Genomic DNA, 26,114 nt, shown 5'->3' with positions numbered 1-26,114 from the left:
GTTTCCCCCGGTTTTTCTCCTGTCGTGTCCACGGTGGTATCGCCGCCGGTCGCGCCGCCTTGCGGCGTGGTCTCGGGTGCTTACCCGCCTAGCGCGGTCGTCGTCGGCTGACGCCGTCCGCAACGCGACTCCAGCCTTTCTTCAAAAAAGCTTCGTCAGACGTCCTGATGCATATTGCATCCGTCTAGCGCATGCTTATGCCCGCTTGCGCGGGCGGGGCTGGAGCCTGTTCATACCCCGACAGGTAGAAACCTCATGTCTTTCGATAGATCTGCGTGGACCTCCTATGGCTCCACTTCCTTGTTCGTGCTGCTGTGGAGCGGCGGCGCGATTTTCGCCAAGTGGGGGCTGTCCCACGCCTCCGCCTTCGGCTTCCTGCTGTTGCGCTTCATCCTGGCGCTGGCTGCACTGATGCTGTTGTGCGCGTGGCGGCGGCGCTGGCTGCCAGAGCCTGGCACGCGTCTGACGGTCGCGGCCACTGGCCTGCTGCTCATCGGCGGCTATTCCATCTGCTACCTGCTGGCGCTGGACCACGGCATCACGCCGGGCGTGCTGGCCACGCTGCTGGGTGCTCAGCCCATTCTGACGTTGGCGGTGATGGAAAGGCGTTACTCATTGCCGCGCGTGGCGGGCCTCGGCCTTGCCTTGTGCGGGCTGGTGATGGTGGTCTACCAGAGCATAGGCATGGCGCGCTTTTCCGCGGCCGGCATGGCCTACGCGCTGGCCGCGCTGCTTTGCATGACCAGCGGCGCGATGCTGCAGAAACGCGTGCGCCAGGCGCCCATGGACGTCATGCCGTTGCAGTACTTCGTCAGTCTGGCGTTGTGCCTGCTGTTCGTGCCATTCCAACCGATCCGCGTGGAGTGGGTGATCGGTTTCATCCTGCCGCTGATATGGATGGGCCTGGTGATCTCGGTGGGCGCGACCCTGCTGTTCTACCGCATGATCCAGGCTGGCAACCTGGTCAACGTCACCAGCCTGTTCTATCTGGTCCCGGCCGGCACGGCGGCCCTGGATTACCTCATCCTGGGCAACCGGTTGTCGGCGTTGAGTCTGGGCGGGATGGCGGCGATCCTGCTGGGCCTGATGCTGGTGTTGCGCAGTCCGGCGCCAGCGGCGAAAGCGGTGCGGACCTGACCGTTGCCAGTTGAGGCATGACCCCGCGAGCGGATTTGAGTGCGCCCGCGGGGCAACTCATTGGGTCGCGGGTTTTCCCCAGGTATCGAAGAAAAATACCAAGTAGTATGTTCTCATCCAGCCAATTAAATACTCGTTAGTATGTTGCTGGAGACAACGATGTCCGTGATCTGGAATCCCCCGCTCGACCCGCAGGCAAGCGCCTGGCGCGACAAGGCCGCCGACCTGACCGCGCGGGCGTTCGCGCCGGCGGCCGCCGCCATAGACCGGGAACAACGCTATCCCGTGGAGCACCTGGTGCCGTTGCGGGAAAGCGGGATCTCGGGACTCTTCATTCCGGCCGAGTACGGTGGCGCGGGCGCATCGCTGACCTCGCTGGTGGCGGTGGTGGAAACCGTGGCCCAGGGCTGCGCCTCCACGGCCGCCATCCTGGCGGCGCTGTCGCTGGGCGCGTTTCCGGTCATCCTGGGAGGTACCGCCGAACAGAAGATGGTGCTGCTGGGCGGCCTGGCGCGCGACGGCCACGCGGTCAACTTCGCCCTGAGCGAGCGCGGCGCCGGTTCGGATGCGGCGGCCCTGTTGACCACGGCCGTGCCCGAGGGCGACGGATGGCGCATCCGGGGCGAAAAATGCTGGCTGGGCAACGGCGGGCATTCGCGCCATTTCATCGTGTTCGCCCGCACGGGCGAGCCGGGGGCGCGCAACAACATCAGCGCATTCGTGGTCGACCGCGACGCAAGCGGCGTGGTGGTAGACCACTACGAAGACAAGATGGGCATACGCGGCACCACCACCACGAACCTGAAACTGGACACCTGGGTCGGCGCTGAAAGCGTGGTCGGGACGCTGGGAGAAGGGCTGAAGCTCGCCTTGGCGACCTTGAGCATCGGCCGCGTGGTGGTGGCGGCCCAGGCCAACGGTATCGCCTTGTGCAGCTATGCCGAGGCGCGAGACTTCGCGGTGCAGCGCCAGACCTTCGGGCGCAGCATCATCGACCACCAGGGCGTGGGCTTCAAGCTGGCCGACGCCGCCACCGCGCTGTCGTCCTCGCGGATGATGACCTACGAAGCCGCGCGCGCCTACGACGCCGGGCAGGACATCGGCACGCTGGGCGCGATGGCCAAGCTGCTGGCCAGCGAAACCTCGCACAGCGTGGTGGACGACGCGATGCAGATTCTCGCCGGACGCGGCTATGTGAAGCCCAGCGCGGTGGAACGCTGCTACCGGGACCAGCGCATCACCGAAATCTACGAAGGCACCTCCGAAATCCAGCGCGTGGTCCTGGCCCGCGCCATCAAGAAAAGCGCAGGCGCTGCGGCGCAGCGCGGGGAGTTCGCATGAAAGCCAAGACTGCCATTCCTTATGACGAGATGCCCCTGCGGCAAGTGGAGCTGCTGGACGCGGCCGCGCATGCCTTCACCGAAATGGGATTCGCGGCGACCACGATCGATTCGGTCGCCGACCTGATCGGCGTCACGAAAGGCAGCGTCTATTACTACTACCGCAGCAAGACCGACCTGTTCTTCGCCGTGCACCGGCGCGCCATGCAGTTGAACCTGGACACGGTGACGCCGCTGGCGGAGGACGAGGCCGCGTCGCCGCCTCAGCGGCTCTGGAACATGGCCCATGCCCACACGCATCTGATGATGGCGCACCTGCCGTACCAGCGCGTCACCGTGCAGGGCGTCGAACTGCACCTGGCCGGACGCACCACGGCCAACCAGCGTGCCGAGCTGGAAGAACTGGTGCGGCAGCGCGACCGCTACGAGTCGCTGTTCCGCAGCGTGGTCGAGGCGGGCATGGCGACCGGAGACTTCCGGCGCGGTCCGCCGGCCTTGCAGGTCAAGCCGCTATTGGGCGCCTTGAACTGGACCACCATGTGGTATCGCCCCAGGGCCGGCGAATCCGAAGCGGATCGCGAAGCCATCGCGCGCGACATCGCGGATTTCGCTGTCGCGTCCATGCAATCCCTGCTGCCCGGTTCCGTGGCGGTTCCCACTGGAGTGAATGGCCATGCATGACATGCAATCCGAGGAACGCGGCTGGCGCGCGGTTTCCGAGTGGTATCACGCATTCTTCACCGGCATCGTCCTGTCGGCCGTGACGCGCCGCGGCACGGCGCGCGCGGCCGAACTGGTCTACGAAATCTTCTGCCGCCAGCGCAACGAGCGCTTCCTGCCGGGCCTGAAGAAGCTGGGCATCGCGCATCTGCCGCCCGCGGTGGCGGCGGCGCAGTACCACTACCTGTCCAACCATATCGGCGGCGTGGCGGTGCAGTACATGTACGAGTCCGACCGCAAGGCCTGGATACGCTATTCCGCGCCGCGCTGGATCTGGTCGGGCACCGCGCTGTGCGCGATACCGTCGGAGGTGTCGCGCGCCATGCTGGCGGGCTGGCATGCGCAGAACGGCGTGTCGCTCAACAATCCGCGGCTGGGTTTCGTATGCACCAAGCAGGCTGTCGACGGCCAGTCTGGGCTGGAGGGCTACTACTACGAGTACGACCGCGACCTGCAGCCGCATGAACGCCTGCGCTTCAGCCGCAATGAGGACGCGCCCGATTTCGACGCCGCTGCCGCACCGACGCTGCCCACCGTGGATTGGCCCGCGACGCGCCTGGCCAAGGCCAGCCGCAACTACGCCATGGAGTACGTGCGCAGCGCCTTGCCGGTGGCGGTGAATTTGTGGGGGGCGGAGGAAGCGACCGCGCTGCTGCACCTGACGGGAAGAATGATAGGCATGCAGTTCTATCACGAGACGGCGCGGGCGCTGGGCGTGGGGCAGGATAGTTCCGCGCTGCAGTTCGGGCGCTTCATGGTGGCGCTGGCGCAAGCACAGGGCGACACGTGCGAGTTGAGCGAAACGGCGGAAGGCGTGCGCGTGACGCAACACGGCTGGAACCTGATGGACGCTGTGGCCGATGCACACCCCTGCGTGGCGCAAGCCTGGAACGGCCTGCTGGAAGGCGCGCTGGATGCGCACAATCACCGGCTTGCGCTGCGCATGAACACGCAGGCGGGCGCGCAGGGCAGGGAATTCAGCTGGCTGATCGCCCGCGCTTCGGCCTGAGCCTGAAATCGAAGGAGACAGACTATGCATAGCAGCGATACCGGCGGCGCGCTCGCCGGCCTGCGCGTCATCGACGCGTCGCGCGTCCTGGCAGGGCCATTCTGCGGCCAGATGCTGGGCGACCATGGCGCCGACGTAATCAAGATCGAATCGCCGGAAGGCGATGAATGCCGCGGTTTCGGTCCCCCGTTCGTGGACGGCAGTTCGGCCTATTTCCGCGCCGTGAACCGCAACAAGCGCAGCATGGTGCTGGACCTGAACAGCGAAGCCGGCCGCGAGACGTTCTGGCAATTGCTGGAAACGGCCGACGTGCTGATCGAGAACTTCAAGGCCAGCACGCTGCGCGCTTGGGGCGTGGCCGAACCGTCCGCCATCACCGAGCGCTTTCCGCGACTGGTCCATTGCCGCATCACGGGCTTCGGCGACGATGGCCCGCTGGGCGAATTGCCCGGCTACGACGCCGCGGTGCAATCCATGGCCGGCCTGCTCAGCATCAACGGCGAGGCGGGTGGCGAACCCTTGAGGCTGGGCGTGCCGGTGGTGGACCTCACCACCGGCATGAACGCCGCGATCGCCGTGCTGCTGGCCCTGCAGGCCCGGCACCGCACGGGGCGCGGCCAGATGGCGGACGTGTGCCTCTACGATTCCGCGGTGTCGGTGGCGCATCCGTTCCTGGCCAATTACCTGGCGTCGGGCAATACGCCGCGCCCCAGCGGCAACGGGCATCCCAACATCGTGCCCTACAACGTCTACCAGACCCGGACCTGCCCCTTGTTCATCGCGGTCGCCAACGATCGCCTCTTCACCAAGCTGTGTACGCAGTTGGGCATTGCCGACATGGCGCAGGACGAACGCTACAAGTCCAACGGGCAAAGAGTGGTCAACCGCGAAGCCGTGGATGCGGCGCTGGCCCAGGCGTTCGCGCAGGTCGATGGCGAGGCGTTCCGCAAGCAGTTGCTGGCGCAGAACGTACCGGCCGCGCCGATCCTGGACATGGCATCGGTGGCCGCAGCCGCCCATACCGAGCATCGCCAGATGGTGGTCCGGCGCGACGACTACCACGGCCCGGGCATACCGATAAAACTGTCCGGCACGCCGGCGGCCATACGCCGGGGCCCGCCGCGCTTGGGCGAAATGAACGCCGCAACACCGCCGTCAGAGCGGTAAGGCGAACCAGGCAGTACCCATAAAACCAGGAGACTAGACCATGAAAACGATTCGATTCGCGCTGTTGGCATGCGCGCTGCTGAACCTGTCCGCGCAAGGCGCGGCGCAGGCCGAGACCTATCCGGGCGACAAGCCCATCAAGATCGTCGCGGCTTTTTCGCCAGGAAGCGCGACCGACACCAGCGCCCGCATCATCGCGGAAGAACTGCGTAAGGACCTGAACGCCAACGTGATCGTCGAGAACAAGCCCGGCGCCCAAGGCCTGATAGGCACCGAGTATGCGGTGCGTTCGCCGGGCGACGGCTACACGCTGACGATCTCCAGCAGTTCGCTGAACTCCATCAATCCGGGGCTGTTCAAGAAGCTTCCCTACGATGCGCAGAAGGACTTCAGCCACGTGTCGCGCCTGACCACCATGCCCATGCTGCTGCTGGTGCGCGCGGACGGTCCGTACAAGGACTTGGCCACGTTCGTGAAGAAGGCGGCCTCGGGTTCCTTGAACTACGGCTACGGCTCGCCGGGCGGGCAGGTCGGCGCGGCGGCGTTCAACCGCATTGCCGGCGTGCGCGCGGAAGGCGTGCCGTACAAGAGCCAGCCTCCGGCGCTGACGGACCTGGCAGGCGGGCAGGTCGATTACGTGATGGCGGACCTGTCGGTCGCCACGCCGCTGCTGCGCGGCGGCAAGCTGCGGGCGCTTGCCATCAGCACCGAGCGCCGCTTGCCGGACCTGCCGGATGTGCCAACCTTTGCCGAAACGGAATATAAGGACTTCGACCTGGTGGTATGGGTAGGCCTGGCCGGTCCCGCCGGCATCCCCCAGCCTATCCTGGAGCGCTTGAACAAGGCGGTGAACGACGCGCTGGCGCGTCCCGAGGTGCAGCAGAAGTTCGCCGCCCTGGGCATGACGGCCGCGCCGAACACGCAGGCGCAACAGCAGGCTTTCGTGGAGGCGCAACTGGGCACCTGGGGCCGCCGCATGCAGGAAGCGAACATCAAGCCGGAGTAGGCGGCTTTGCGCCCCGGCTGCGCCGGGGCTGCGGTTATGCGTAGGCGGCGCTGTCCTGGCCGTCCCAGTGCCCGCTGACCAATTGCTCGGGCCGGCTCTGCGCCACCACCCGCGCGCAGGCGGCCCAGGCGTCCAGGCGGACGCTCAGGCCGGCGTAGATGCCGTGGCCCGCGCCGGCCTCGATCACGCCTTCGGCCTGCACGCCTTCGCCTGCCCGGATCGCGCCTTCGGCGCGGATGTCCTCGCCGGCGATCAGGCCCCAGCCGGAAGCGAGGTGCTCGCCGCACTGGATGGAGCCCCCGGCCTGGATGCCGCAGGCGGCGTCGATTTCCTTTTCGGCGCGCACGTCGCCGCCGGCCTTGATGCCCTGGCCGCATTTGATGGCGCCTTGCGTCTGGATGTCCTGCCCGGCATGCAGGTGGCCGGTCACGGCCAGGTCCTGGCCGGCGCAGATGTCCCACTTGGCGCGCACATTGCCGCCGCAGTCCAGGCGCGTGGCGGTTTCGATGCCCCAATCGGCGCTGATGTCACCGCCTGCGCGCAGGTTGCCGCCGCTGGCGATGTTGGCGTTGGCGGTGATGTTCTCGCCCGCCTGGATGGTTTCGCCGGCGCGGATGCCGCCGCCCGTGACGATGCTGCGCCCGGCGCGCACCACGCTGTCCACATTGATGCCCATGCGCACTTCCAGCGTGCCGGCGAACACGATGGCATTGGCGTCGACCGAATCCAGCCGCAGCACCGCGTCGGTGGGGCCGAACTGGTCCAGCAGCCAGCAGGCGTCGCTGACGCGGCCGTCAGCGACCAAGGCGTCAAGCACGGCCTGGTAGTCTCCCTGGCCGTTGTGGTCGCGGATGAACCATTTGTAGCCGCCCGCGCAGGGGTTCTTGGCTTTGACGAAGTTCTTGGTGAGTTGCATGGCGCTTGAATAGGTCGGTGCGTGGCCTGGCCGCAAGCCTGCGTTGGCGTTGCGGATCGAGGGACGAGACGCGGATCCCGGCCACGCGGCAGGGCGTCCGCCGGCCGGCAGCAAGGCTGCCGGATGCGCGAATGTGCGCAGGCAGCCGGCGGCGGGCCGGTGCAGGAATCAGAAAGGGGAAAAGCGGGCGATTAGCCGGGCTTGGAGCGCGCGTAGGCGGAGCGCGCGGCGACTTCCTGCGAGCTCAACAGGGTCGAGCGCAGGGCGCAAAGCGCGCAGGCGGCGCAGGGAGGGGGAGAAAGATGGGATCGCACGGTCGCACATGCTACCACCGGGGCGATTGCAGTCAAGCGCAGCCCTTGGAACGTTGGGGGCGCAAGGCGGGCGCGAAAAAAAACCGGCCTGGGAAACAGGCCGGCCTTGGGGCGGCGCCGGACCGGGCCGGCGCGCTGTCCGCTGACGATCAGTTGGTCGACTGGATGTTGCGTTCCTTGGCGATGCGTTGGCGCAGTTCCAGCTCGCGCTTGATCTGGGCGGCGTATTCGGCGGGCGTGTTGCCGTCCACCAGCGAGCCGCCGTCGGCCAGGCGCTGCACGATCTTCGGATCCTTGAGCGCCTTGACGGTGGCGTCATGGATGCGGTCGACGACCGCCTGCGGGGTGCCGGCGGGCGCTACCAGGCCGTACCAGGCCATGTTGTCCATTTCCGGCAGGCCGCCTTCGGAGAAGGTCGGCACGTCCGGCAGCGCGGGCAGGCGCTTGGGCGCGGCCACGGCCAGGGCGCGCAGCTTGCCGGCCTGGATGTGGGGCATGGACGAGGGCAGGTTGTCGAACTGGGCGTTGACCTGGCCGGCGATCACGTCATTGAGGGCCGGACCCGAACCGCGGTACGGCACGTGCACCATGTCGGTCTTGGTCAGCGACTTGAAGAGCTCGCCGTCCAGGTGGCCGATGCCGCCCGCGCCCGAGGACGCGTAGGCGTACTTGCCGGGGTTGGCCTTCAGCAGGGCAATGAACTCGGCCAGGGTCTTGGCCGGCACGGCAGGGTTCACCGTCAGCACGTTGGGAACGTTCACCATATTGGTGATGGGGACGAAGTCCTTCAACGGGTTGTACGGGTTCTTGGGGTTGGTGGCCGGGTTGGTGGCCATGGTGCTGACGGTGGCCACGCCCAGGGTGTAGCCGTCGGGCGTGGACCGCGCCACGGCATCGGCGCCGATCGAGCCGCCGCCGCCGCCTCGGTTCTCGACCACCACGGCCTGGCCGAGCTCGCGGGTCAGGCCTTCGGCGACGATGCGCGCGACGATGTCGGTGGTGCCGCCCGCGGCGAACGGGACGATCAGGCGGATGGGTTTGTTGGGGTAGGGGTCGGCTGCCTGCGCGGCGGTGGTGAGGCAGAGGCCGGCGATGGCGGCGGCCAGGACGGCCTTGGCTTGGGACAGCATGGTCAAGAGTCTTCTCCAGATTATTTGAATTTCCGACCCGGCCGGCTTCTTGGGCCGGCGTCGGTGAAGCCTGCCGCGCCCGGATGCTGGCGCGGTGGATGCTTCGTGGGCGCCATTCCACACAGTAAATATCCGTCGGTCAACCCGGATAGACCCTGGCTTGTCCAGGGTTATTTTTTTACGGCGCCGTTGCCCGGAGAAGACGGCAATAGACGAAAAAATCCAATGCTGACAAAGACATGAACAGCTTCCGGAATATTTCAATTGCGCAAGGATTGCGCATCGATCTTGCTGTCATCCGCATCGTAAACACATAAATCTCTGCATAACTTACAAGAATCTGATATTTTTCGTATGAGATTCTTGGCCGGTCTTGCAAGAAAGCTATTGCGTTTGTTTCTGTCTGCGCCGTTCAATGGCGTTGGTTGATGCCCCCCGCGGGGCAACGTGTAGTGCAGCGACGCACCGGGCCAGGGTTCCGTCCGTTTTTCAATCCCCGGTCTGTTCGTCTTTCGCTGCCTTGCGCTGGCGGGAGGGGGCCCGGACACTCTCGGAACGCCATGTCGCTGATCCTGATCCTCGCTCTGCCGTTTGCCGGCAGCCTGTGCGCCGCGCTTCTGCCATCCAACGCCCGCAATGCCGAGGCCTGGCTGGCGGGCCTCATCGCACTGGTCTGTGTGGTGCTGGTCATCAGCCTCTATCCCGAGGTCGCCAACGGCGGCGTGGTCCGCTTCGACATGCCCTGGGCGCCCGCCCTGGGCCTGCAGTTCACCCTGCGCATGGACGGCTACGCCTGGCTGTTCGCGCTGATCGTCTCCGGCATGGGGGCGCTGGTGGTGCTGTATGCGCGCTACTACATGTCGCCGGAAGATCCGGTGCCGCGCTTTTTCTCCTTCTTCCAGGCCTTCATGGCCGCCATGTTGGGCGTGGTGCTGTCGGGCAACCTGATCCAGCTGGTCATGTTCTGGGAAATGACCAGCCTGGCGTCCTTCATGCTGATCGCCTACTGGCATCACCGCCTGGACGCCCGCCGCGGCGCGCGCATGGCGCTGACGGTCACGGGCGGCGGCGGGCTGTGCCTCTTGGCCGGCGTCCTCATCCTGGGCCATATCGTCGGCAGCTATGACCTGGACCGCGTGCTGGCCGCGGGCGATCTGGTGCGGGCCGACCCCTGGTATCCGGCCGTCCTGATCCTGGTGGCGCTGGGCGCGCTGACCAAGAGCGCGCAGTTCCCGTTCCATTTCTGGCTGCCCAACGCCATGGCGGCGCCCACGCCGGTATCCGCCTACCTGCATTCGGCCACCATGGTGAAGGCCGGGGTGTTCCTGCTGGCGCGCTTCTGGCCGGTGCTGTCGGGCACCGACGAATGGTTCTGGATCATCGGCGGGGCGGGGCTGATCACGCTGGTGCTGGGCGCTTACGCCGCCATCTTCCAGCAGGACATGAAAGGGGTGCTGGCGTACTCCACCATCAGCCACCTGGGGCTGATCACGCTGCTGCTGGGCCTGAACAGCACGCTGGCGCTGGTGGCCGCCATCTTCCACATGATCAACCACGCCACTTTCAAGGCCTCGCTGTTCATGGCGGCGGGCATCGTGGACCACGAGACCGGCACGCGCGACCTGAGCCGATTGTCCGGCCTGTACAAGGCCATGCCGATCACCGCCACGCTGGCCATGGTGGCGGCTGCGTCGATGGCGGGGGTGCCGCTGCTCAACGGCTTCCTGTCCAAGGAAATGTTCTTCGCCGAGACCACCTTCGTCAGCGGCGACCGCATCACCGAGATCGGCCTGCCCCTGGTGGCCACCATTGCGGGCGCGTTCAGCGTGGCCTATTCGCTGCGCTTCATCCTGCAGGTGTTCTTCGGCCCCCCGGCCACCGACCTGCCGCGCGCCCCGCACGAGCCGCCGCGCTGGATGCTGTTCCCCAGCGCGCTGCTGGTGGCGATCTGCCTGCTGGTGGGCGTGGTGCCGGGCCTGACGGTCGGCCCGTTCCTGGCGACCGCGGCCCAGAGCATCCTGGGTCAGGACATGCCGGAGTACAGCCTGGCCGTCTGGCACGGCTTGAACCTGCCTTTGGTCATGAGCCTGGTTGCGACCACGGCCGGCATTCTGCTTTATCTCGCCCTGCGCGCCCATCAGCGCGCCAATCCGGGCCGGGTGCCGTTCATCTACCGCCTGGACGGCCGCCGCAGCTTCGAGGCGCTGCTGGACGGCTCCAGCGTGGCCGCGGCCTGGCTGCTGCGCTGGCTGGCGTCCTCGCGCCTGCAGGTGCAGATGCTGCTGATCGTGCTGGGTACGCTGTTCGTGGCCTGGCTGCCGCTGCGCGCGGGCGGCTGGCTGGATGGCTCGGGCCGCATGACGCCGATCGATCCGGCCTTCGCGCTGCTGTGGCTGGTGGGCGCGGGCTGCGCGCTGGCCGCCGCCTTCCAGGCCAAGTACCACCGCCTGGCGTCGCTGGCGCTGGCGGGCGGCGCCGGCCTGATCACCTGCCTGACCTTCGTCTGGTTCTCGGCGCCCGACCTGGCGCTGACCCAGCTGTCGGTCGAGGTCGTGACCCTGGTGCTGTTGCTGCTGGGCCTGCGCTGGCTGCCGCGGCGCATTGCACAGGATGAAGACGAAAGCCTGAAGGCCACGCTGCGGGCTCGCGGGCGGCGTCTGCGCGACCTGTTGCTGGCAGGCGCCGCGGGCACCGGCATGGCCGCACTGGCCTATGCGGTGCTGGTGCGGCCGCAAGGCGACACCATCTCCTCGTATTTCGTCGACCGTGCGCTGCCCGATGGCGGCGGCACCAATGTGGTGAACGTGATCCTCGTGGACTTCCGCGGTTTCGATACCTTCGGCGAAATCACGGTGCTGGGCATCGTGGCGCTGACCGTCTACGCGCTGCTGCGCCGCTTCCGTCCGGCCGCCGAAAGCGCGGACCTGCCGCGCCAGCAGATCGACCAGGACGGCGGCGTGCCGGCAGCGCCGGACATCAAGTCGCTGGTGCCCACGGGTTCGATGATGGTGCCGACCGTGCTGGTGCGCCTCTTGCTGCCCACCGCCGCGCTGATTTCCGTGTACTTCCTGCTGCGCGGCCACAACGAGCCGGGCGGCGGTTTCGTGGGCGGATTGATCTTCGCCACCGCCGTCATCCTGCAATACATGGTCGGCGGCGTGTACTGGGTGGAGTCGCGCAGCCGCCTCAACCCGCAGAACTGGATCGGCATCGGCCTGTTGTTCGCCGGCACCGCGGCGGTGAGCGCGTGGCTCGCCTACAAGCCTTTCCTGGCGGCGCTGGCCTGGGATGTCGCGCTGCCGCTGATCGGCCACGTGCATCTGTCCAGCGTGCTGCTGTTCGACCTGGGCGTCTACATGCTAGTCGTGGGATCCACCGTGCTGGTGCTGGTGGCGCTGGCCCACCAATCGCTGCGCGCGCAACGCAAGGCTGCCGTCGAAATCCAGGCGGCGGCCGCACAAACAGGGGAAGCCTGATGGAATTGATATACGCCATCGCTATCGGTGTCTTGGCGGGCTCGGGCGTCTGGCTGCTGCTGCGGCCGCGGACCTTCCAGTTCATCATGGGCCTGTCGCTGGTTTCCTACGCGGTGAACCTGTTCATCTTCGGCATGGGCCGGCTGACCTCGGGCCGTCCGCCCGTGGTCGATCCGGCAATGGCCCATGATCCTTCCTGGTATGCGGATCCGCTGCCGCAGGCGCTGGTGCTCACGGCCATCGTGATCGGCTTTGCCACCACCGCGCTGTTCCTGGTTGTGCTGCTGGCCTCGCGTGGCCTCACGGGTACCGACCACGTTGATGGACGGGAGTCCCAATCTTGAATTTTTGGCTGCAACACCTGCCCGTATTGCCCATCGTCACGCCGCTTGCGGCTGGCGCGGCGATGCTCCTGCTGGCGGACACCCGCCGCTACACCCGTGGCGCCATTGCGCTGGTTTCGACGCTGGGCCAACTGGCCGCCGCCATCGCGCTGCTGGTGGTGGCGGGCGGCGGCGTGCCTGGCGTCTGGCCGGACGGGGTGGGGGTCTATCTGGTGGGCGACTGGCCCGCGCCCTTCGGCATCGTGCTGGTGGTCGACCGCCTGGCTGCGGTGATGCTGGCCCTGACCGCGGTGCTGGGGCTGGCGACGCTGGTCTATGCGCTGGCGCGCTGGGACCGCGCCGGAGTGCATTTCCATTCGCTGTTCCAGTTCCTGCTGATGGGCCTGAACGGCGCCTTCCTCACGGGCGACCTGTTCAATCTCTTCGTATTCTTCGAGGTGCTGCTGGCGGCGTCCTATGGCCTGTTGCTGCACGGCTCGGGCGTGGCGCGCGTGAGCGCCGGCCTGCAGTACATTGCGGTCAACCTGGTGGCCTCGTTCCTGCTGCTGATCAGCATCGCGCTGATCTACGGCGTCACCGGCACGCTGAACATGGCGGACCTGGCGGTGCGCGCAGGCAACCTGGCGGGCGCGGACCGCATGCTGTTCGAGGCGGGCGCGGCCATCCTGGGCGTGGCCTTCCTGGTCAAGGCGGGCGCCTGGCCGCTGAACTTCTGGCTGGTCAAGGGCTACGGCTCGGCTGGCGCCCCCGTCGCGGCCATGTTTTCCATCATGACCAAGGTCGGCATCTACGCGCTGCTGCGCATCGGTTCCTTGCTGCTGCCCACCGGCGCGCCGGCGGCCTTCAGCCTGGATTGGATGTTCGCGGCGGGGTTGGCCACGCTGCTGTTCGGCGGCCTGGGCCTCCTGGCGACCCAGCAACTGGAAAAGATGGTGGGTTACTGCGTGATCGTGTCGGCCGGCACGCTGTTGACCGCACTGGGCATGCCCGGCGTGACGCTGACGGGGCCGGCGCTGTTCTACCTGCTCAGCTCCGTGCTGACCACGGGCGCGTTCTTCCTGCTGGCTGAGTTGATCGAGCGCACCCGCAGCTTCGGCGCCAACGTGCTGGCGGTCACCCTGGACGCATTCGACCTGGACGACCCGGCCTCGGTCAACCGTTCCGACGACGTGGTGGGCGTGGCCATTCCCGCCGCCATGGCCTTCCTGGGCCTGGCCTTCATTTCCTGCGCCTTGCTGGTAACCGGCCTGCCGCCGCTGTCGGGCTTCGTCGCCAAGCTGTCGCTGCTGTCGGCGGCGGTGTCGGCCGCCAACGAATCGGCCGTGCCCATGGACGCCTGGATACTGGTGGCCGCGGTGTTGCTGTCGGGGCTGGCGGGCCTTATCGGCCTGGGCCGCACCGGCATCCGCGTGTTCTGGGCCAGCGATGACCGCAGCACGCCGCGCCTGCGCTTGATCGAAGCCGGGCCGGTGGCCGTGCTGTTGCTGCTGTGCGTGGGCCTGGCGGCCGGCGCCGGCCCCGTGTCGGCCTATCTGGACGACGCGGCACGGTCGCTGGACCAGCCCAAGTCCTATATCGACGCCGTCATGTCCGCGCAGACCGTGCGCGGCCTCAAGGGAGGAAGCTGATGCGCCGCCTCTACTTCCTGTTCCTGCCCGTCTACCTGTTCGTCCTGTGGCTGGTGCTCAACCAGAGCGCGTCCGCGGGCCAGATCGCGCTGGGCATCGCGCTGGCGCTCTGGTTCACCTGGGCGGCGTCGCGCCTGCGGCCGCTGAGGGCCAAGCCGCGCCGCCTGTGGAAGGCGGTGCCGCTGTTCCTGCACGTGACCGCGGACATCATCAAATCCAATATCGCCGTGGCGCGGCTGATCCTGAATCCGCGCCGCAATGACTTTTCGCCCGGGTTCATCATGATCCCGCTGACCATGCGCGACCCGCACGGCCTGGCGATGCTGGCTTGCATCGTCACATACACGCCGGGCACCGTCTGGGTGGACCTGACCGACGACCACAGCCTGAAGCTGCACGTGCTGGACCTGCAGAACGAAGGCGACTGGATCAAGCTGGTGCAGGAACGCTACGAGCGCCCGCTGATGGAGATTTTCGAATGAACAACATACTTTATTGGGCGGCGTCCTTCGCCTTGCTCTGCTTCGCGCTGGGCATGGTCTTCGCCGCCATCCGGCTGCTGCGCGGTCCCACCGCGCAGGACCGCGTGCTGGCCCTGGACACGCTCTACATCAACGGCATGCTGACCATGCTGGTGTTCGGCATCCGCTCCGGCACTTCCGTGTATTTCGACATTGCGCTGCTGATCGCCTTGTTCGGCTTTGTCGGTTCCACCGCCATGGCGCGCTTCCTGCTGCGCGGCGAGGTGATCGAGCCATGATCGACGCCCAGATCCCGCTGTGGGCCGCCATACCCGCGAGCATCCTGCTGGTGCTCGGCGGCCTGCTTGCGCTGACCGGTTCGGCCGGCCTGCTGCGCTTCCGTACCTTTTATGCCCGCATCCATGCGCCCACCTTGGGCAACACCATGGGTTGCGGCTGCGTGCTCGCGGCGTCCATCCTGGTGTTTTCGGCACTGTCCTCGCGGCCTGTGTTTCATGAAGTCATCATCACGCTGCTGCTGATCGTGTCTTCGCCCGTGACCGCCATGCTGCTCATGCGTGCGGCAACCTACCGTAATCGCCTGAGCAAGACCGACGCCGAGCGCGATGCAAGTTAAGGGGAAAGGCAGGGTTTGTTGCGTCGCGTCAATTGAAACGTAGTCTTACGATTTCACGTCGCTGGACATGTAGCCGAAGCGTCATCGTGGGATAGTGGGTAACGGTTCAATCAACTTCAAGGAGCTGACCATGACTACACGACCCATGCATACCAAACGCCTCGCGGCGACGCTTTGTGCCGCTGGCCTGATGTTGGCCGCGGGAGCGGTCCACGCGGCTGATGCGACCGGCCGCGGCTCAGCTCAGTCCCAGTACCAGCAGGACGTGGCGGCATGCAAGAGCGGCGCCACCGGCCAGGACCAGGCCGCCTGCATGCGCGAAGCCGGCGCGGCGCGCCAGGAAAGCGGCCGCAACAACCTCAAGGACGGCAATAACGACCAACTGCAGCAGAACATGCTGGACCGCTGCAACCGCCTGCCGGCCGCCTCGCGCCAGGACTGCGTCACGCAGATGACCTCGCCGACCAATGTGCGCGGCAGCGTGCAGGGCGGGGGCGTGCTGCGTGAAACCGTGATCCAGGTGCCGGCCGATACCGTGCCGCCCGCGACTAGCGCGCCGGGCATGGCGCCCGCGCCGGCGGCGGCGCCCATGACCGCGCCGGTGCGCCAGTAAGCGACAGTCGGGGCCGGGGCGGCAGGGCCGCCCGCCTTGGGCCTCCAGGGGCGCAGCCGCCGCCACATTCAGGCAAAATGGCGGCTGTCGCCCCTTTTTCACGCATATACATGTCCGACGTCATCGCCCTGATATTCGACTTCGACGACACGCTGGCCTCGGACAGCACGTCCGGCTTCCTGGAAAGCATGGGCGTGGACACGGCATCCTTCTGGAAGGATGAGGTCGATCCCTTGCTCTCGCAGCAGGATTGGGATCCCGTGCCCGCCTATCTGTACCAGATGATCCAGCTGTCGCAATCGGGCAAGCACGGCCTCATCACGCAGCAGCGCCTGAAGGACTGGGGCGCCCGGCTGGAATTGCACGACGGCGTGCCCACGCTGTTCCAGCGGCTGCGCGCCGCCGTGCGGGCCGAACAGCCGCAGGTGCAGCTGGAGTTCTACCTGATTTCCAGCGGCATCGGCGACGTGGTCAGGTCTACGCCCATCGCGCACGAGTTCACCGAGATCTGGGCGTCCGAATTCATCTACGGTGCGGACGGCGGCATCGCGTTTCCGCGACGCATCGTCAGCTTTACCGACAAGACCCGCTACCTGTTCCATATCCAGAAGGGCATCATCGGCCGCGACTTCCGCAACAAGCCTTTCGAGGTCAACCGCAAGGTGCCCGAGGACCGCTTGCGCGTGCCGTTCGACCAGATGGTGTTCGTCGGCGACGGCTACACCGACATCCCGTGCTTTTCGCTGATCCGCCGCGCCGGCGGCTTCGCCTTCGGTGTCTGGGACCCCAAGCATCGCGACAAGCGCAGCCGGGCCTGGGGCTTCATCGAAGAGGGCCGGGTATCGAACCTGAACCAGGCCCGCTACGACGAGCACGCCGAACTCTACCAATGGCTGGAAGAGGCCGTGACCAGCCTGGCCGGCCGCATCGCACTGAAGTCCCGGGTGTACCGTGGTTGAAGCAGTCCCGATGGCGGCGGTCCCGGCCTGGACCGCGCAGGATGCCAGCTTCATGGAACTGGCGCTGGAACAGGCGCAAGCAGCCTACGACATCGGCGAGGTGCCGGTAGGCGCGCTGGTGGTGTCGGCCCAGGGCGACATCCTGGGGCGCGGCTACAACCGCACCATCATCGACCACGACCCCACCGCCCACGCCGAGATCGTCGCCTTGCGCGGCGCCGCGCGCGCGCTGGAAAATTACCGGCTGCCGGGCATCACCGTATACGTCACGCTGGAGCCCTGCGTCATGTGCATCGGCGCCATGCTGCATGCGCGGCTCGCGCGCGTCGTGTTCGGCGCCTACGATCCCAAGACCGGCGCCTGCGGCAGCGTGCTGGACGTGGGCTCGGTCCCCAAACTCAATCATCACACCTCAGTCACCGGCGGCGTGCTGGCGGAACCTTGCGGCGAGCTGCTGCGCCGGTTCTTCCGCGAGCGCCGCAGCAAGGAATCCGCAGCATGAGCAAATCCCAAGGCGCCAAGGCGCGCGGCGCGAAAGCCGCCGCCGCCCACGACCATGACCACAACCACGATCATGGCCACGCAGGCCACGAATGTGATGAAGACTGCGGGCATGACCACACCCACGCCCACGTGCTGCCCGACGCCCGCGGCATCTACCTGATCTCGCCGTCGTCTGCCGTGCGCGATCCGGCCGCCGTCGAACTGGCGCGCGAACGGCTGCAGCAACAGGGCTTCAAGACCGCCGTGGACCGCACTGCGTACGCGCAGCACCAGCGCTTTTCCGGCACCGACGCGCAGCGCCTGGCCAGCCTGACGCGCGCCGCCAAGCAGAAGCTGCCCATCGTCATGGTGACGCGCGGCGGTTACGGCATGGGCCGGCTGCTGCCTGCCATCGACTGGAAGGCCATGGCCGACAGCGGCAAGCGATTCGTGGGCATGAGCGACTTCACTGCCTTCAACCTGGGCCTGCTGGCACAGACCGGCGCGGTCAGCTATACCGGCGCCTCGGCCGTCTATGACTTCGGCGGCAAGAAGGTCGATGACCTGACCGAAGCGCTGTTCGGCGAGATCATGCGCGGCGAACTGGAAATCCTCAGCTTCGAAACCCAGGACGCCGATGCGGTGGACTGCCGCGGCATCCTGTGGGGCGGCAACCTGGCCATGCTGACGTCCTTGCTGGGCACGCCCTACATGCCCAAGGTGCGGGGCGGCATCCTGTTCCTGGAAGACGTGGCCGAGCATCCCTACCGCATCGAACGCATGCTGATCCAGCTGGCGCAGGCCGGCATCCTGGGCAAGCAGAAGGCCATCGTGCTGGGCCGCTTCTCGGACTACAAGCTGGCGCCGCACGACAACGGCTACGACCTGCACGAAGTCGTGGCCTGGCTGCGCAAGACGGTCAAGGTGCCGGTGGTGACGGGGCTGCCGTACGGCCATGTCGCCACCAAGGCGACGCTGCCGATCGGGCAGAAGGTAGGCCTGGCCACCGAGAAAGGCATGGCGCACCTGGTGCTGGACGAACACACGCACTAAAAAAGGAAAGGGGCGCCGAGCGCCCCTTCTCATTGCTACTTGAACAGCCTGTCGACCAGCGATTGCGCCTTCTGCTCGCTGCGTCGCTTGGCCTCGGCCTGCTCGGCGGGCGACTGTGCCGCCTTGCTGCACTCCCCGGCATAGCTCGCGAAGCGCGACGCGCATTCCTGCGCCAGCTTGCGCGCCTGATCCCAGCCCTGGGTCTGACCATAGAAGCGGATGGCTTCAGGCCATGCCAGCGCAGAACCACGGAAGTACTCGAAGCCCTGGCCCATGATCTTGGAGGCCGGCCCGGACTGGCCCGCGCCCAGCAGATTATTGGCGCGCAGCACGTACACCTGCCACGCGCGGTCGGGCTCGGACGCGAGGTTGCGGTCCAGCAAGGCGGACCCGCGCGCGCCGGACTCCGCCTGCGCCATGCTCAAGGTCAGCAAGGGCAGGGCGTGCGCGGCGCTGGGCCCCGAAGCGGCCTGGGCCGCGAGCTTGCGGGCGCGCGGATAGTCCTGAGCTTGCAGCGCCTGCTGCGCCTCGGCTGCGGTCTTGTAGTTCTTCAGCAGCGCGGCCGTGCGGCGTTGCGCGCGGGCCTTGTTCCAGGGCGCGGTCGCCGCCGCAGGTCGCGGCTTGCCCGCCATCAGGGGCATGACCTGTTCGGTCAGCGCGGCCAGGCGCGCGCCGGTGTCGGGATGGCTGACGGTCAGCTTGTTCCAGATGTCTTCCAGGCCGGTGCGCAAACCTTCGCTGGCGCCGGCCACGCCGGAATTCAACGAGGCCTGCATTTCGGTCAGGGGGGCGATGCTGTTGCCCTTGGCGGCCTCCCGCTTGCGGGTGTTGTCGGCCGCCGCCTGTTTGATCTGCTCGAGCATGCGCTGGCGCGCTTCGGCCTGTACCTGGGCGTTCTCGGCTTCCCAGGTGGCCTGGCGTTCCAGGAACGCCTTGAAGCCTTGCGTATACGAGTAGCCCAGTTCCAGGCTGACAGTGGCGCCGAAACGGTCGGCGTTTTCTTCCTGCTGCCGGCCCCAGGCCGGCACCAGCATGTTCTTGCCCAGCGTATACGAGGCGATCACGCTGTCCACGGGGCTCCAACCGGTGGCGCTGCCGGCCTTGCGGGCCAGCGCCACGCCCACGGCCGCCAACGATGCGACCTGGTCGCCCGCGGCATTGACCGATTCCATCTGGTGGTAGTCGAGGTAGACGTGGCCGAACTCATGGGACAGGATGGCGACGATCTCGTCCTCGGATTCCGCCGAGGCCAGCCAGCCCATGGACAGGTAGATGTTGCCCGCGCCGGTGCTGTAGGCTTCCAGCGCCGATGAAGAGGTCACGTGAACCGCGCCAGGCCAGCCCGGCACGCCCGCGGCGTTCTTGATCCGGGCAAGCAGGCCGTTCAGATAGGTTTCCATCTCCGGCATGGCGACCAGGCCCATGCCCTGGGCGCGCTGGTTGCGCGCGTCCAGGTTGGCGTCGGGCCATTGCCGGTCGGCGGGAGGCGGAGGCAATTGGCCGGCCGTGACCGAAAAACCCTTGCCTCCGGGAAGCGTGGAGCAGGCGCTCAGCAGCAGCGCGCCGGATACGGCGGCCATGCGCAGGATATGGGCGGATCGCATGGGCGGCTCAGCGGCAGACGTTCTCGCCCGCGCCTGCGGTCGAGCCGGTGGGCGGCGGCACGCCCTTGATCACAGGCCCGCATTGCGCGGCGGAGCCTCGCGCGATGCGCACGTGCATGCTGTCCACCCAATAGTCCTTGCCGTCGACCTTGACGTGGTAGAACTCATTGGCCTCTTCGAGCACGGGCCAGGGCATGCCCTGGCCATCGGACTTGGCCGCGGGCGCGCCGCCGTCCGACTTGGCATACAGCGGCACGGGCTTGATGTTCAGGCCGACGATGGCGTCCGCCGCCGAGGCGCTCGCGCCAGCCAGCGCAAGAGCGGCCGCGGCCAGCGCGGTAATCAGGGAGGAGGGCTTGGGCATGCGTTTCTACTCCTGTTGTGGGCGGGTAGCGGATGGCTCCCGCGAGGGTGTCGTGGACGCCGGCGCGGAAGCGCGGTCCGGTTTGCCAAAAAGAAAGGCGGTGGCGCGATTGGTCCAGCCGAGCCAGTGGGCGGCCAGGGCCATGATTGCCAGGTCGACGATGGGCAGGGTGCCCACGTTCAGCCAGCGCTGCGCAAGCAGCACGATGTACAGCACGATGAGCGAGGACAGGACGATGGCGGCCGCCTTGCGCAGCAGCAGCAACGCCGCGACGCAGAGCTTGGACGTCAACCAGCGCGCCAGCCACAGGCGCGCGGCGCGGTCGCGCAGCAGGGCTGACAGGCGCCCGGCCTTGGCCTTCCAGCCGTCGCCGGCTTGCGCGGCCGGCGGCAGCGGCAGGGCGGGTGCATCGGCAAAAAGCCGCCATTCGGCGGGCGGGGCCAGCAGCCGGCCGCCCAAGCGCGTATTACCGCGCAGCCATTGCGCCAGCCAATGCAGGAAATGGGCCAGCATGACGACCGGGATGCCCAGCAGCCACAGAACATTGGGCGGCCAGATTTCCCATTCGAGGGCGCGCTTGTAGTCGTCCTGGTAGGTCAGCAGATTGTCCAGGGCCATGGCGTGCATGAACACGCCGGGGATGGCGTCATGCACGGGCGACAGCACGGTGTCGTTGAAGCCGCTGAGCGCGGCGCCGATCATGACGTAGCGCCCCGTGAGCATGTCGGCCAGGCGGGCGCCGTCGGCTTCTGGCGCGCGCAGTTCGGACAGGGTCAGCGCGCGCGTGTACGGGCAGATGGGCTGGGCGGCGTCCGGGTCGCCCAGCAGGCTGCGGACGTAGGACGGCAGCATTTCCATGTAGCCACCGCGGGCCTGCCGGCATTCCATGCTGAAGCGGCGCTGGTCCAGGTTGTCGACGCCCCAGGTCAAGGCCATGGCTTCGTGCGTGCGCGTGATGGCCACCCCCGCCGCGTCCTGGGCGATGGCCAGCGCCGCGCTGCGCGCGTGCTCGCCCGACCAGAGGGGATAGCTCCATACCAGCCGGTCCACCTTGCTGGGGGTGTAGCGCACGTCGACCATGGTGAAGCATGGCTTCTCGCCCGCGGGCGCTTCCAGGCCCGAACGCAGGCTCAGGTTGCCCTGCGCATCGGGCAGCGCGGCCAGGAACACCGGGATGTTGGCGTCGCGCAGCTCGCACAGGGCGGCGGCCAGCTCGGGCAGGGTCGGATCGTCGCGCTCGCGCCCGAAGGTGATGTCCAGGAAGATGGCCTTGGGCTTGTGGATCAGGCCGATGTTGCGCAGCCAGCGCGCATGCGTCCTGTAAGGCACCGGCCAGGCGCCTTTCTGCTGGTCCAGGGAGCCGTCGTCGATCAGGACGACCGTGGTGTCGTTGCGGTGCGCGATGTCGTAGTGGCCGCCGACCAGCCGGGCCTGGAGCCGCGCCGCCGCATAGGTGAGCAGGTCGGAACTGGGGGTGAGCCGGGGCGTCGCCCACAACATCACGATCGCGACGATGGCCGCCACGATCAGCGACCGGCCATAGGAAAGCTCGACTTTCTCGGAGGAGTGGTTGGCGTCTGCCACGTAGCGGGGGAGGTGGGTTGCAACCGCCTGACCGGCCTGGCGGCCATAGGCGCTGAGTTGCCCGCAATAGTACCCCAATTAATACAAATGTTTACGTTGTGACATCAAATGCCATGCAGCATTTCCAGATGCTTCAGCAGGTAGCTTGCCCGGCCTGGATGCGATTCACGGATGCTTGGTACACTATCGGGTTTCTCCGCATGCGTCCCCGGACGCCCAAAGACTCAAACATACCGTGATCTCCACCGCCAATCTCACCATCCAGTTCGGTCCCAAACCCCTTTTCGAGAACGTCAGCGTCAAGTTCGGGGAAGGCAACCGCTACGGGCTGATCGGGGCCAATGGTTCCGGCAAGTCGACCTTCATGAAGATCATCGGCGGCGACCTGGAACCCTCGGCGGGCAACGTGTCGCTGGAGCCGGGCGTGCGCCTGGGCAAGCTGCGCCAGGATCAGTTCGCGTTTGAAGACCTGCGCGTGCTGGACGTCGTCATGATGGGCCACACCGAGATGTGGGCCGCCATGTCCGAGCGCGACGCCATCTACGCCAATCCGGAAGCGACCGAAGACGACTACATGCGCGCGGCCGACCTGGAAGCCAAGTTCGCCGAGTACGACGGCTACACCGCCGAAGCCCGCGCCGGCGAACTGCTGCTGGGCCTGGAAATCGCCGTCGACCAGCACAACCTGCCGATGCGCGAAGTGGCGCCGGGCTGGAAGCTGCGCGTGCTGCTGGCGCAGGCCCTGTTCTCGAATCCGGACGTGCTGCTGCTGGACGAACCGACCAACAACCTGGACATCAACACCATCCGTTGGCTGGAAAACGTGCTCAACAGCTACCAGAGCACGATGATCATCATCAGCCACGACCGCCACTTCCTGAACCAGGTGTGCACGCACATGGCCGACGTGGATTACGGCGAGATCCGCATTTATCCGGGCAACTACGACGACTACATGCTGGCCTCGACCCAGGCCCGCGAGCGCCTGGTGGCCAACAACGCCAAGGCCAAGGAACGCGTGGCCGAACTGCAGGACTTCGTGCGCCGCTTCGCCGCCAACAAGTCCAAGTCGCGCCAGGCCACCTCGCGCCTGAAGCAGATCGACCGCATCAAGGCCGACCAGGTCGTGGTCAAGCCCTCGTCGCGCCAGAACCCGTACATCCGCTTCGAGCAGAACAAGGTCATGCACCGCCTGGCGGTCACCGTCGAAAACCTGTCCAAGGCCTACGACGCGCCCGTCATCCGCAAGTTCTCGGCCATGGTCGACGCCGGCGAAAAGATCGCCATCATCGGCGCCAACGGCGTCGGCAAGACGACCCTGCTGCGCCTGTTGGCCACCGACCTGCAGCCCGATTCGGGCGAAGTGAAGTGGTCCGAAAACGCCGACTTGGGCTACATGGCCCAGGACGTGTCCGACCAGTTCCTGCAGACCGACATCAACCTGCTGGACTGGATGGGCGACCATCGCCAACCGGGCGACGACGACCAGTCGATCCGTTCGGTGCTGGGCCGCCTGCTGTTCTCGGCGGACGACCTGCCCAAGGCGCCCAAGGTGCTGTCCGGCGGCGAAAAGAACCGCATGACCTTCGGCCGCCTGATGCTGGGCCGGCACAACGTCATGCTGCTCGACGAGCCCACCAACCACCTGGACATGGAATCGATCGAATCGCTGCAGTTCGCGCTGGAAAAGTACGAAGGCACGCTGGTGTTCGTGTCCCACGACCGCGAGTTCGTGTCCGGCCTGGCCACGCGCGTGATCGAGATCCTGCCCACGGGCGAGATCGTCGACTACCGCGGCGGCTACGACGACTACCTGACCTCGCGCGGCATCGACGGCTAAGCCTCGACGGTCTCGAAAACGGCGCACCCGGCGGTGCGCCGTTTTTTTTTTTGGGATTCAGCCGCGCTCCAGGCACATTCAGCCGGCTGCAATCTGGCCGCGATATCATGCGGGTAAACCCTGGTTCCAGTCCGGCCAGGCATCGACTCCGCCTCTCATGCCCCCCACATCGCACCCCGCGCCCGACGGCGCGCGCATCGGCACGTACACGCTGACGTTCCGCATCGTTTCCATCGCTTTCTTCACCTTCATCTGCTATCTGGCCATTGGCCTGCCGCTGGCCGTGCTGCCGGGCTATGTCCACGACAAGCTGGGCTACGGCTCGGTGCTGGCGGGCCTGGCGATCAGCGTGCAATACGCGGCGACCCTGCTCAGCCGCTCGCATGCCGGGCGCATGGCGGACACCGTGGGGCCGAAGCAGACGGTGGTGATCGGCATGGCCGCCTGCGCCGCCAGCGGAGTGTTCCTGCTGCTGGCCTATGCCTTTGAGCGCAGCGCCTGGCTCAGCCTGGGCGCGATCATCCTCAGCCGGCTGGCGCTGGGCTTCGGCGAAAGCTGGGTGGGCACCGGGTCTGCCACCTGGGCCATCGCGCGGGTGGGGCCCCTGCACACGGCACGGGTCATTTCCTGGAACGGCATCTGCACCTATGGCGGGCTGGCGCTGGGCGCGCCGCTGGGGGTGTACCTGGAAACTGAATGGAGCATGGGCGCGCTGGGCGGCGCGGTGCTGTTGCTGGGCCTGGCGGGCTTGGGCCGGGCCGTTGCCCGGGCCGCCGTGGCCGTCGTGGGCGGCCACCGGATGGCGTTCAAGAGTGTGGTGCTGCGGGTGTTTCCCCACGGCATGGCGCTGGGCCTGGGCTCGGTCGGCTTTGGCACGCTGGCCGCGTTCGTGGCCTTGTACTACGCCAGCTTCTCCTGGGATGGCGCCGCGCACGCGCTGAGCGCGTTCGGCTGCGCCTTCATCGGGGTGCGCCTGTTGTTCGCGGGCACCATTACCCGCTATGGCGGATTCCGCGTCGCCCAGGTCTCGTTCCTGGTCGAGGCGGCTGGCTTGCTGCTGCTGTGGCTGGCGCCGAACCCGGGCGCTGCGCTCTTGGGCGCCGCGCTGACGGGCTGCGGCTTCGCTCTGGTGTTCCCGGCCATCGGCGTGGAGGCCGTGGCGCGGGTGCCGGCCGGCAGCCGGGGAGCGGCGCTGGGGGCGTATTCGGCCTTCCTGGATCTGGCGCTAGGGATTACCGGTCCAATCGCGGGCTACATCTCCAGCGGTTTCGGCTATCCGGCCATTTTTCTGGCGGCGGCCATGTCCGTGCTGGCGGGCGGCGCGATTGCCTTCGGCCTGCAGCGCCATTCGGTCCGGCAGGCGGCCAGCGCGCCACAGGCCTGATCTTTATTACGAAAAGAAGTTAAGACATTCAATATTGATCGTTTGGATTCATATAACGAATTGTTAGATTGGAGGCTCATTTTTCGGCCCGCCACGATACGTTCCATGAATCTGACCTTCGACCATGTCCACAAGCACTTCGGCGAACTGCCCGTGGTGGACGGCTTTACCAGCGAAATCAAGACCGGTGAACTGGTCGCCCTGGTAGGCCCGTCGGGCTGCGGCAAGTCCACTTTGCTGCATCTGGCGGCCGGCCTGGAAAAGCCCACCGAAGGCAGCGTCCTGGCCGACGGCAAGGCGGTCGCCGGCCCCCATCCCAGCCGCACCCTGGTGTTCCAGGAACATGCGCTGTACCCCTGGCTGACGCTGGAAGACAACGTGGCGCTGGCGCTGGAATTCCAGAACACGCCCAAATCCCGCGCCCGCGAAGCCGCGCGCCAGTGGCTGGCGCGCGTCAGCCTCGCCGGCTTCGAACACTATTACCCCCACCAGGTTTCCGGCGGCATGCGCCAACGCGCCGCGCTGGCGCGCGCCTTCATCGCCCAGCCGCAGACCATGCTGATGGACGAGCCTTTCGGCGCGCTGGACGCGCTGACCCGGCTGAGCCTGCAGGACGTCCTGCGCCAGCTCATCGCCCAGGAAAAGCCCACCGTGCTGCTGGTGACGCACGACGTGGACGAGGCCTTGTTCCTGGCCGACCGCATCATCGTCTTCAGCCCGCGCCCGGCGCGCGTGCTGCGCGAGTTCAACCTCGCGCACCGCGAAAAGACCCATGACCTGTCCGGCCTGGCCGCCGAGAAGCGCGAGATCCTGCGCCTGCTCGGCATCGCGGTGGACGGTTCGGGCGAGCACGCGGACCTGGCCCTGGCAGCCTGACCCCCGGATCTGGATTCTTGCTGGCGGCGCGTGCGCGTCGGCCGGCCCTGCATACCTTGGAGCACTTCC

24 protein-coding genes are annotated in these 26,114 nt (G+C 67.0%); 19 read left to right on the top strand and 5 right to left on the bottom strand.

What is annotated here, in order from left to right; translation table 11 throughout:
- Positions 1-255 precede the first annotated feature (255 nt).
- From IB268_RS13490 to IB268_RS13465, 6 genes are all read left to right on the top strand, one after another.
- Positions 256-1,137, top strand: a complete 882-nt coding sequence (locus tag IB268_RS13490; protein ID WP_125472317.1) for a DMT family transporter — start codon at positions 256-258, stop codon at positions 1,135-1,137.
- A gap of 159 nt (positions 1,138-1,296) precedes the next feature.
- A complete protein-coding gene (locus IB268_RS13485) occupies positions 1,297-2,478 on the top strand; it encodes an acyl-CoA dehydrogenase family protein (protein WP_192354370.1) in 1,182 nt (393 codons plus the stop codon).
- The gene (locus IB268_RS13480) at positions 2,475-3,158 is read left to right on the top strand and encodes a TetR/AcrR family transcriptional regulator (RefSeq protein WP_119449648.1); all 684 of its coding nucleotides are present in this window, start codon (positions 2,475-2,477) and stop codon (positions 3,156-3,158) included. Before IB268_RS13485 ends, IB268_RS13480 begins: the two co-directional genes overlap by 4 nt.
- A complete protein-coding gene (locus IB268_RS13475; protein ID WP_370540016.1) occupies positions 3,151-4,206 on the top strand; it encodes a hypothetical protein in 1,056 nt (351 codons plus the stop codon). Before IB268_RS13480 ends, IB268_RS13475 begins: the two co-directional genes overlap by 8 nt.
- Positions 4,207-4,230: 24 nt before the next feature.
- A complete protein-coding gene (locus tag IB268_RS13470; protein ID WP_192354368.1) occupies positions 4,231-5,373 on the top strand; it encodes a CaiB/BaiF CoA-transferase family protein in 1,143 nt (380 codons plus the stop codon).
- 40 nt (positions 5,374-5,413) lie between these two features.
- Positions 5,414-6,379: a tripartite tricarboxylate transporter substrate binding protein gene (locus tag IB268_RS13465; RefSeq protein WP_054453920.1), complete on the top strand. Its 966-nt coding sequence runs from the start codon at positions 5,414-5,416 to the stop codon at positions 6,377-6,379.
- Positions 6,380-6,413: 34 nt separating this feature from the next.
- On the opposite strand, the gene IB268_RS13460 is transcribed toward IB268_RS13465, so the two are convergent.
- Positions 6,414-7,295, bottom strand: coding sequence for a hypothetical protein (locus tag IB268_RS13460; RefSeq protein ID WP_119449651.1), 882 nt, complete (start codon positions 7,293-7,295; stop codon positions 6,414-6,416).
- A 463-nt stretch (positions 7,296-7,758) separates the two neighbouring features.
- The gene (locus IB268_RS13455) at positions 7,759-8,739 is read right to left on the bottom strand and encodes a tripartite tricarboxylate transporter substrate binding protein (RefSeq protein WP_175163865.1); all 981 of its coding nucleotides are present in this window, start codon (positions 8,737-8,739) and stop codon (positions 7,759-7,761) included.
- 560 nt (positions 8,740-9,299) lie between these two features.
- On the opposite strand from IB268_RS13455, the gene IB268_RS13450 reads away from it, so the two are divergent.
- The 10 genes from IB268_RS13450 (at position 9,300) to IB268_RS13405 (ending at position 18,393) form a co-directional block, all read left to right on the top strand.
- Positions 9,300-12,215 carry a monovalent cation/H+ antiporter subunit A gene (locus IB268_RS13450; protein WP_054453925.1) on the top strand — a complete coding sequence of 972 codons (2,916 nt, stop codon included), beginning with the start codon at positions 9,300-9,302 and terminating at the stop codon, positions 12,213-12,215.
- The gene (locus IB268_RS13445) at positions 12,215-12,559 is read left to right on the top strand and encodes a Na+/H+ antiporter subunit C (protein ID WP_054453926.1); all 345 of its coding nucleotides are present in this window, start codon (positions 12,215-12,217) and stop codon (positions 12,557-12,559) included. The genes IB268_RS13450 and IB268_RS13445 overlap by 1 nt, the downstream gene beginning before the upstream one ends.
- The gene (locus IB268_RS13440) at positions 12,556-14,187 is read left to right on the top strand and encodes a monovalent cation/H+ antiporter subunit D (protein ID WP_175181027.1); all 1,632 of its coding nucleotides are present in this window, start codon (positions 12,556-12,558) and stop codon (positions 14,185-14,187) included. Before IB268_RS13445 ends, IB268_RS13440 begins: the two co-directional genes overlap by 4 nt.
- Complete coding sequence (locus IB268_RS13435) at positions 14,187-14,669, top strand: Na+/H+ antiporter subunit E (RefSeq protein ID WP_054453929.1); 483 nt, start codon at positions 14,187-14,189, stop codon at positions 14,667-14,669. Before IB268_RS13440 ends, IB268_RS13435 begins: the two co-directional genes overlap by 1 nt.
- Positions 14,666-14,947 carry a K+/H+ antiporter subunit F gene (locus IB268_RS13430; protein ID WP_013394078.1) on the top strand — a complete coding sequence of 94 codons (282 nt, stop codon included), beginning with the start codon at positions 14,666-14,668 and terminating at the stop codon, positions 14,945-14,947. The genes IB268_RS13435 and IB268_RS13430 overlap by 4 nt, the downstream gene beginning before the upstream one ends.
- Positions 14,944-15,285, top strand: coding sequence for a monovalent cation/H(+) antiporter subunit G (gene mnhG, locus IB268_RS13425; protein WP_054453932.1), 342 nt, complete (start codon positions 14,944-14,946; stop codon positions 15,283-15,285). Before IB268_RS13430 ends, mnhG begins: the two co-directional genes overlap by 4 nt.
- Before the next feature lie 130 nt (positions 15,286-15,415).
- A complete protein-coding gene (locus IB268_RS13420) occupies positions 15,416-15,898 on the top strand; it encodes a hypothetical protein (protein ID WP_119449652.1) in 483 nt (160 codons plus the stop codon).
- Between the two features lie 110 nt (positions 15,899-16,008).
- Positions 16,009-16,857, top strand: coding sequence for an HAD family hydrolase (locus IB268_RS13415; protein WP_059380070.1), 849 nt, complete (start codon positions 16,009-16,011; stop codon positions 16,855-16,857).
- A gap of 10 nt (positions 16,858-16,867) precedes the next feature.
- Complete coding sequence (tadA, locus tag IB268_RS13410; RefSeq protein ID WP_054453937.1) at positions 16,868-17,359, top strand: tRNA adenosine(34) deaminase TadA; 492 nt, start codon at positions 16,868-16,870, stop codon at positions 17,357-17,359.
- A complete protein-coding gene (locus IB268_RS13405; RefSeq protein WP_192354367.1) occupies positions 17,356-18,393 on the top strand; it encodes an LD-carboxypeptidase in 1,038 nt (345 codons plus the stop codon). The genes tadA and IB268_RS13405 overlap by 4 nt, the downstream gene beginning before the upstream one ends.
- A 35-nt stretch (positions 18,394-18,428) precedes the next feature.
- Here the strand turns inward: IB268_RS13405 and IB268_RS13400 are convergent, their stop codons facing one another.
- The 3 genes from IB268_RS13400 to IB268_RS13390 are packed head-to-tail and all read right to left on the bottom strand — an operon-like array spanning position 18,429 to position 21,945.
- Positions 18,429-19,997, bottom strand: coding sequence for a M48 family metalloprotease (locus IB268_RS13400; protein ID WP_175181025.1), 1,569 nt, complete (start codon positions 19,995-19,997; stop codon positions 18,429-18,431).
- Between the two features lie 7 nt (positions 19,998-20,004).
- Positions 20,005-20,361 (bottom strand): hypothetical protein, encoded by a 357-nt coding sequence (locus tag IB268_RS13395; protein ID WP_054453943.1) that lies wholly within the window; start codon positions 20,359-20,361, stop codon positions 20,005-20,007.
- A 6-nt stretch (positions 20,362-20,367) separates the two neighbouring features.
- Entirely contained in the window at positions 20,368-21,945 is a 1,578-nt protein-coding gene (locus tag IB268_RS13390) for a CHASE2 domain-containing protein (RefSeq protein WP_192354366.1), read from the bottom strand.
- Between the two features lie 235 nt (positions 21,946-22,180).
- Here IB268_RS13390 and IB268_RS13385 point away from each other — a divergent pair, with 235 nt between their 5' ends.
- The 3 genes from IB268_RS13385 to IB268_RS13375 all read left to right on the top strand — a co-directional run bounded on the left by IB268_RS13385 (position 22,181) and on the right by IB268_RS13375 (position 26,045).
- Complete coding sequence (locus tag IB268_RS13385) at positions 22,181-23,785, top strand: ABC-F family ATPase (protein ID WP_119449656.1); 1,605 nt, start codon at positions 22,181-22,183, stop codon at positions 23,783-23,785.
- Between the two features lie 157 nt (positions 23,786-23,942).
- On the top strand, positions 23,943-25,169 hold the full coding sequence (locus IB268_RS13380; protein ID WP_192354365.1) for an MFS transporter: 1,227 nt from the start codon (positions 23,943-23,945) through the stop codon (positions 25,167-25,169).
- A gap of 105 nt (positions 25,170-25,274) precedes the next feature.
- Positions 25,275-26,045 (top strand): ABC transporter ATP-binding protein, encoded by a 771-nt coding sequence (locus IB268_RS13375; protein WP_059380083.1) that lies wholly within the window; start codon positions 25,275-25,277, stop codon positions 26,043-26,045.
- Positions 26,046-26,114: the final 69 nt, after the last annotated feature.

The organism is Achromobacter sp. ACM01 (assembly GCF_014851745.1).
Taxonomy (GTDB): domain Bacteria; phylum Pseudomonadota; class Gammaproteobacteria; order Burkholderiales; family Burkholderiaceae_B; genus Achromobacter; species Achromobacter aegrifaciens.
The sequence above is the reverse complement of the archived record's forward strand: the minus strand, read 5'-3'. Positions and strand labels throughout refer to the sequence as shown.

Bases quoted from the DNA above. Each gene is read 5' to 3' on its own strand.
- IB268_RS13490 (WP_125472317.1), top strand. From the start codon at position 256: ATGTCTTTCGATAGATCTGCGTGGACCTCCTATGGCTCCACTTCCTTG.
- IB268_RS13485 (WP_192354370.1), top strand. From the start codon at position 1,297: ATGTCCGTGATCTGGAATCCCCCGCTCGACCCGCAGGCAAGCGCCTGG.
- IB268_RS13480 (WP_119449648.1), top strand. From the start codon at position 2,475: ATGAAAGCCAAGACTGCCATTCCTTATGACGAGATGCCCCTGCGGCAA.
- IB268_RS13475 (WP_370540016.1), top strand. From the start codon at position 3,151: ATGCATGACATGCAATCCGAGGAACGCGGCTGGCGCGCGGTTTCCGAG.
- IB268_RS13470 (WP_192354368.1), top strand. From the start codon at position 4,231: ATGCATAGCAGCGATACCGGCGGCGCGCTCGCCGGCCTGCGCGTCATC.
- IB268_RS13465 (WP_054453920.1), top strand. From the start codon at position 5,414: ATGAAAACGATTCGATTCGCGCTGTTGGCATGCGCGCTGCTGAACCTG.
- IB268_RS13460 (WP_119449651.1), bottom strand. From the start codon at position 7,295: ATGCAACTCACCAAGAACTTCGTCAAAGCCAAGAACCCCTGCGCGGGC.
- IB268_RS13455 (WP_175163865.1), bottom strand. From the start codon at position 8,739: ATGCTGTCCCAAGCCAAGGCCGTCCTGGCCGCCGCCATCGCCGGCCTC.
- IB268_RS13450 (WP_054453925.1), top strand. From the start codon at position 9,300: ATGTCGCTGATCCTGATCCTCGCTCTGCCGTTTGCCGGCAGCCTGTGC.
- IB268_RS13445 (WP_054453926.1), top strand. From the start codon at position 12,215: ATGGAATTGATATACGCCATCGCTATCGGTGTCTTGGCGGGCTCGGGC.
- IB268_RS13435 (WP_054453929.1), top strand. From the start codon at position 14,187: ATGCGCCGCCTCTACTTCCTGTTCCTGCCCGTCTACCTGTTCGTCCTG.
- IB268_RS13430 (WP_013394078.1), top strand. From the start codon at position 14,666: ATGAACAACATACTTTATTGGGCGGCGTCCTTCGCCTTGCTCTGCTTC.
- mnhG (WP_054453932.1), top strand. From the start codon at position 14,944: ATGATCGACGCCCAGATCCCGCTGTGGGCCGCCATACCCGCGAGCATC.
- IB268_RS13420 (WP_119449652.1), top strand. From the start codon at position 15,416: ATGACTACACGACCCATGCATACCAAACGCCTCGCGGCGACGCTTTGT.
- IB268_RS13415 (WP_059380070.1), top strand. From the start codon at position 16,009: ATGTCCGACGTCATCGCCCTGATATTCGACTTCGACGACACGCTGGCC.
- tadA (WP_054453937.1), top strand. From the start codon at position 16,868: ATGGCGGCGGTCCCGGCCTGGACCGCGCAGGATGCCAGCTTCATGGAA.
- IB268_RS13405 (WP_192354367.1), top strand. From the start codon at position 17,356: ATGAGCAAATCCCAAGGCGCCAAGGCGCGCGGCGCGAAAGCCGCCGCC.
- IB268_RS13400 (WP_175181025.1), bottom strand. From the start codon at position 19,997: ATGCGATCCGCCCATATCCTGCGCATGGCCGCCGTATCCGGCGCGCTG.
- IB268_RS13395 (WP_054453943.1), bottom strand. From the start codon at position 20,361: ATGCCCAAGCCCTCCTCCCTGATTACCGCGCTGGCCGCGGCCGCTCTT.
- IB268_RS13380 (WP_192354365.1), top strand. From the start codon at position 23,943: ATGCCCCCCACATCGCACCCCGCGCCCGACGGCGCGCGCATCGGCACG.
- IB268_RS13375 (WP_059380083.1), top strand. From the start codon at position 25,275: ATGAATCTGACCTTCGACCATGTCCACAAGCACTTCGGCGAACTGCCC.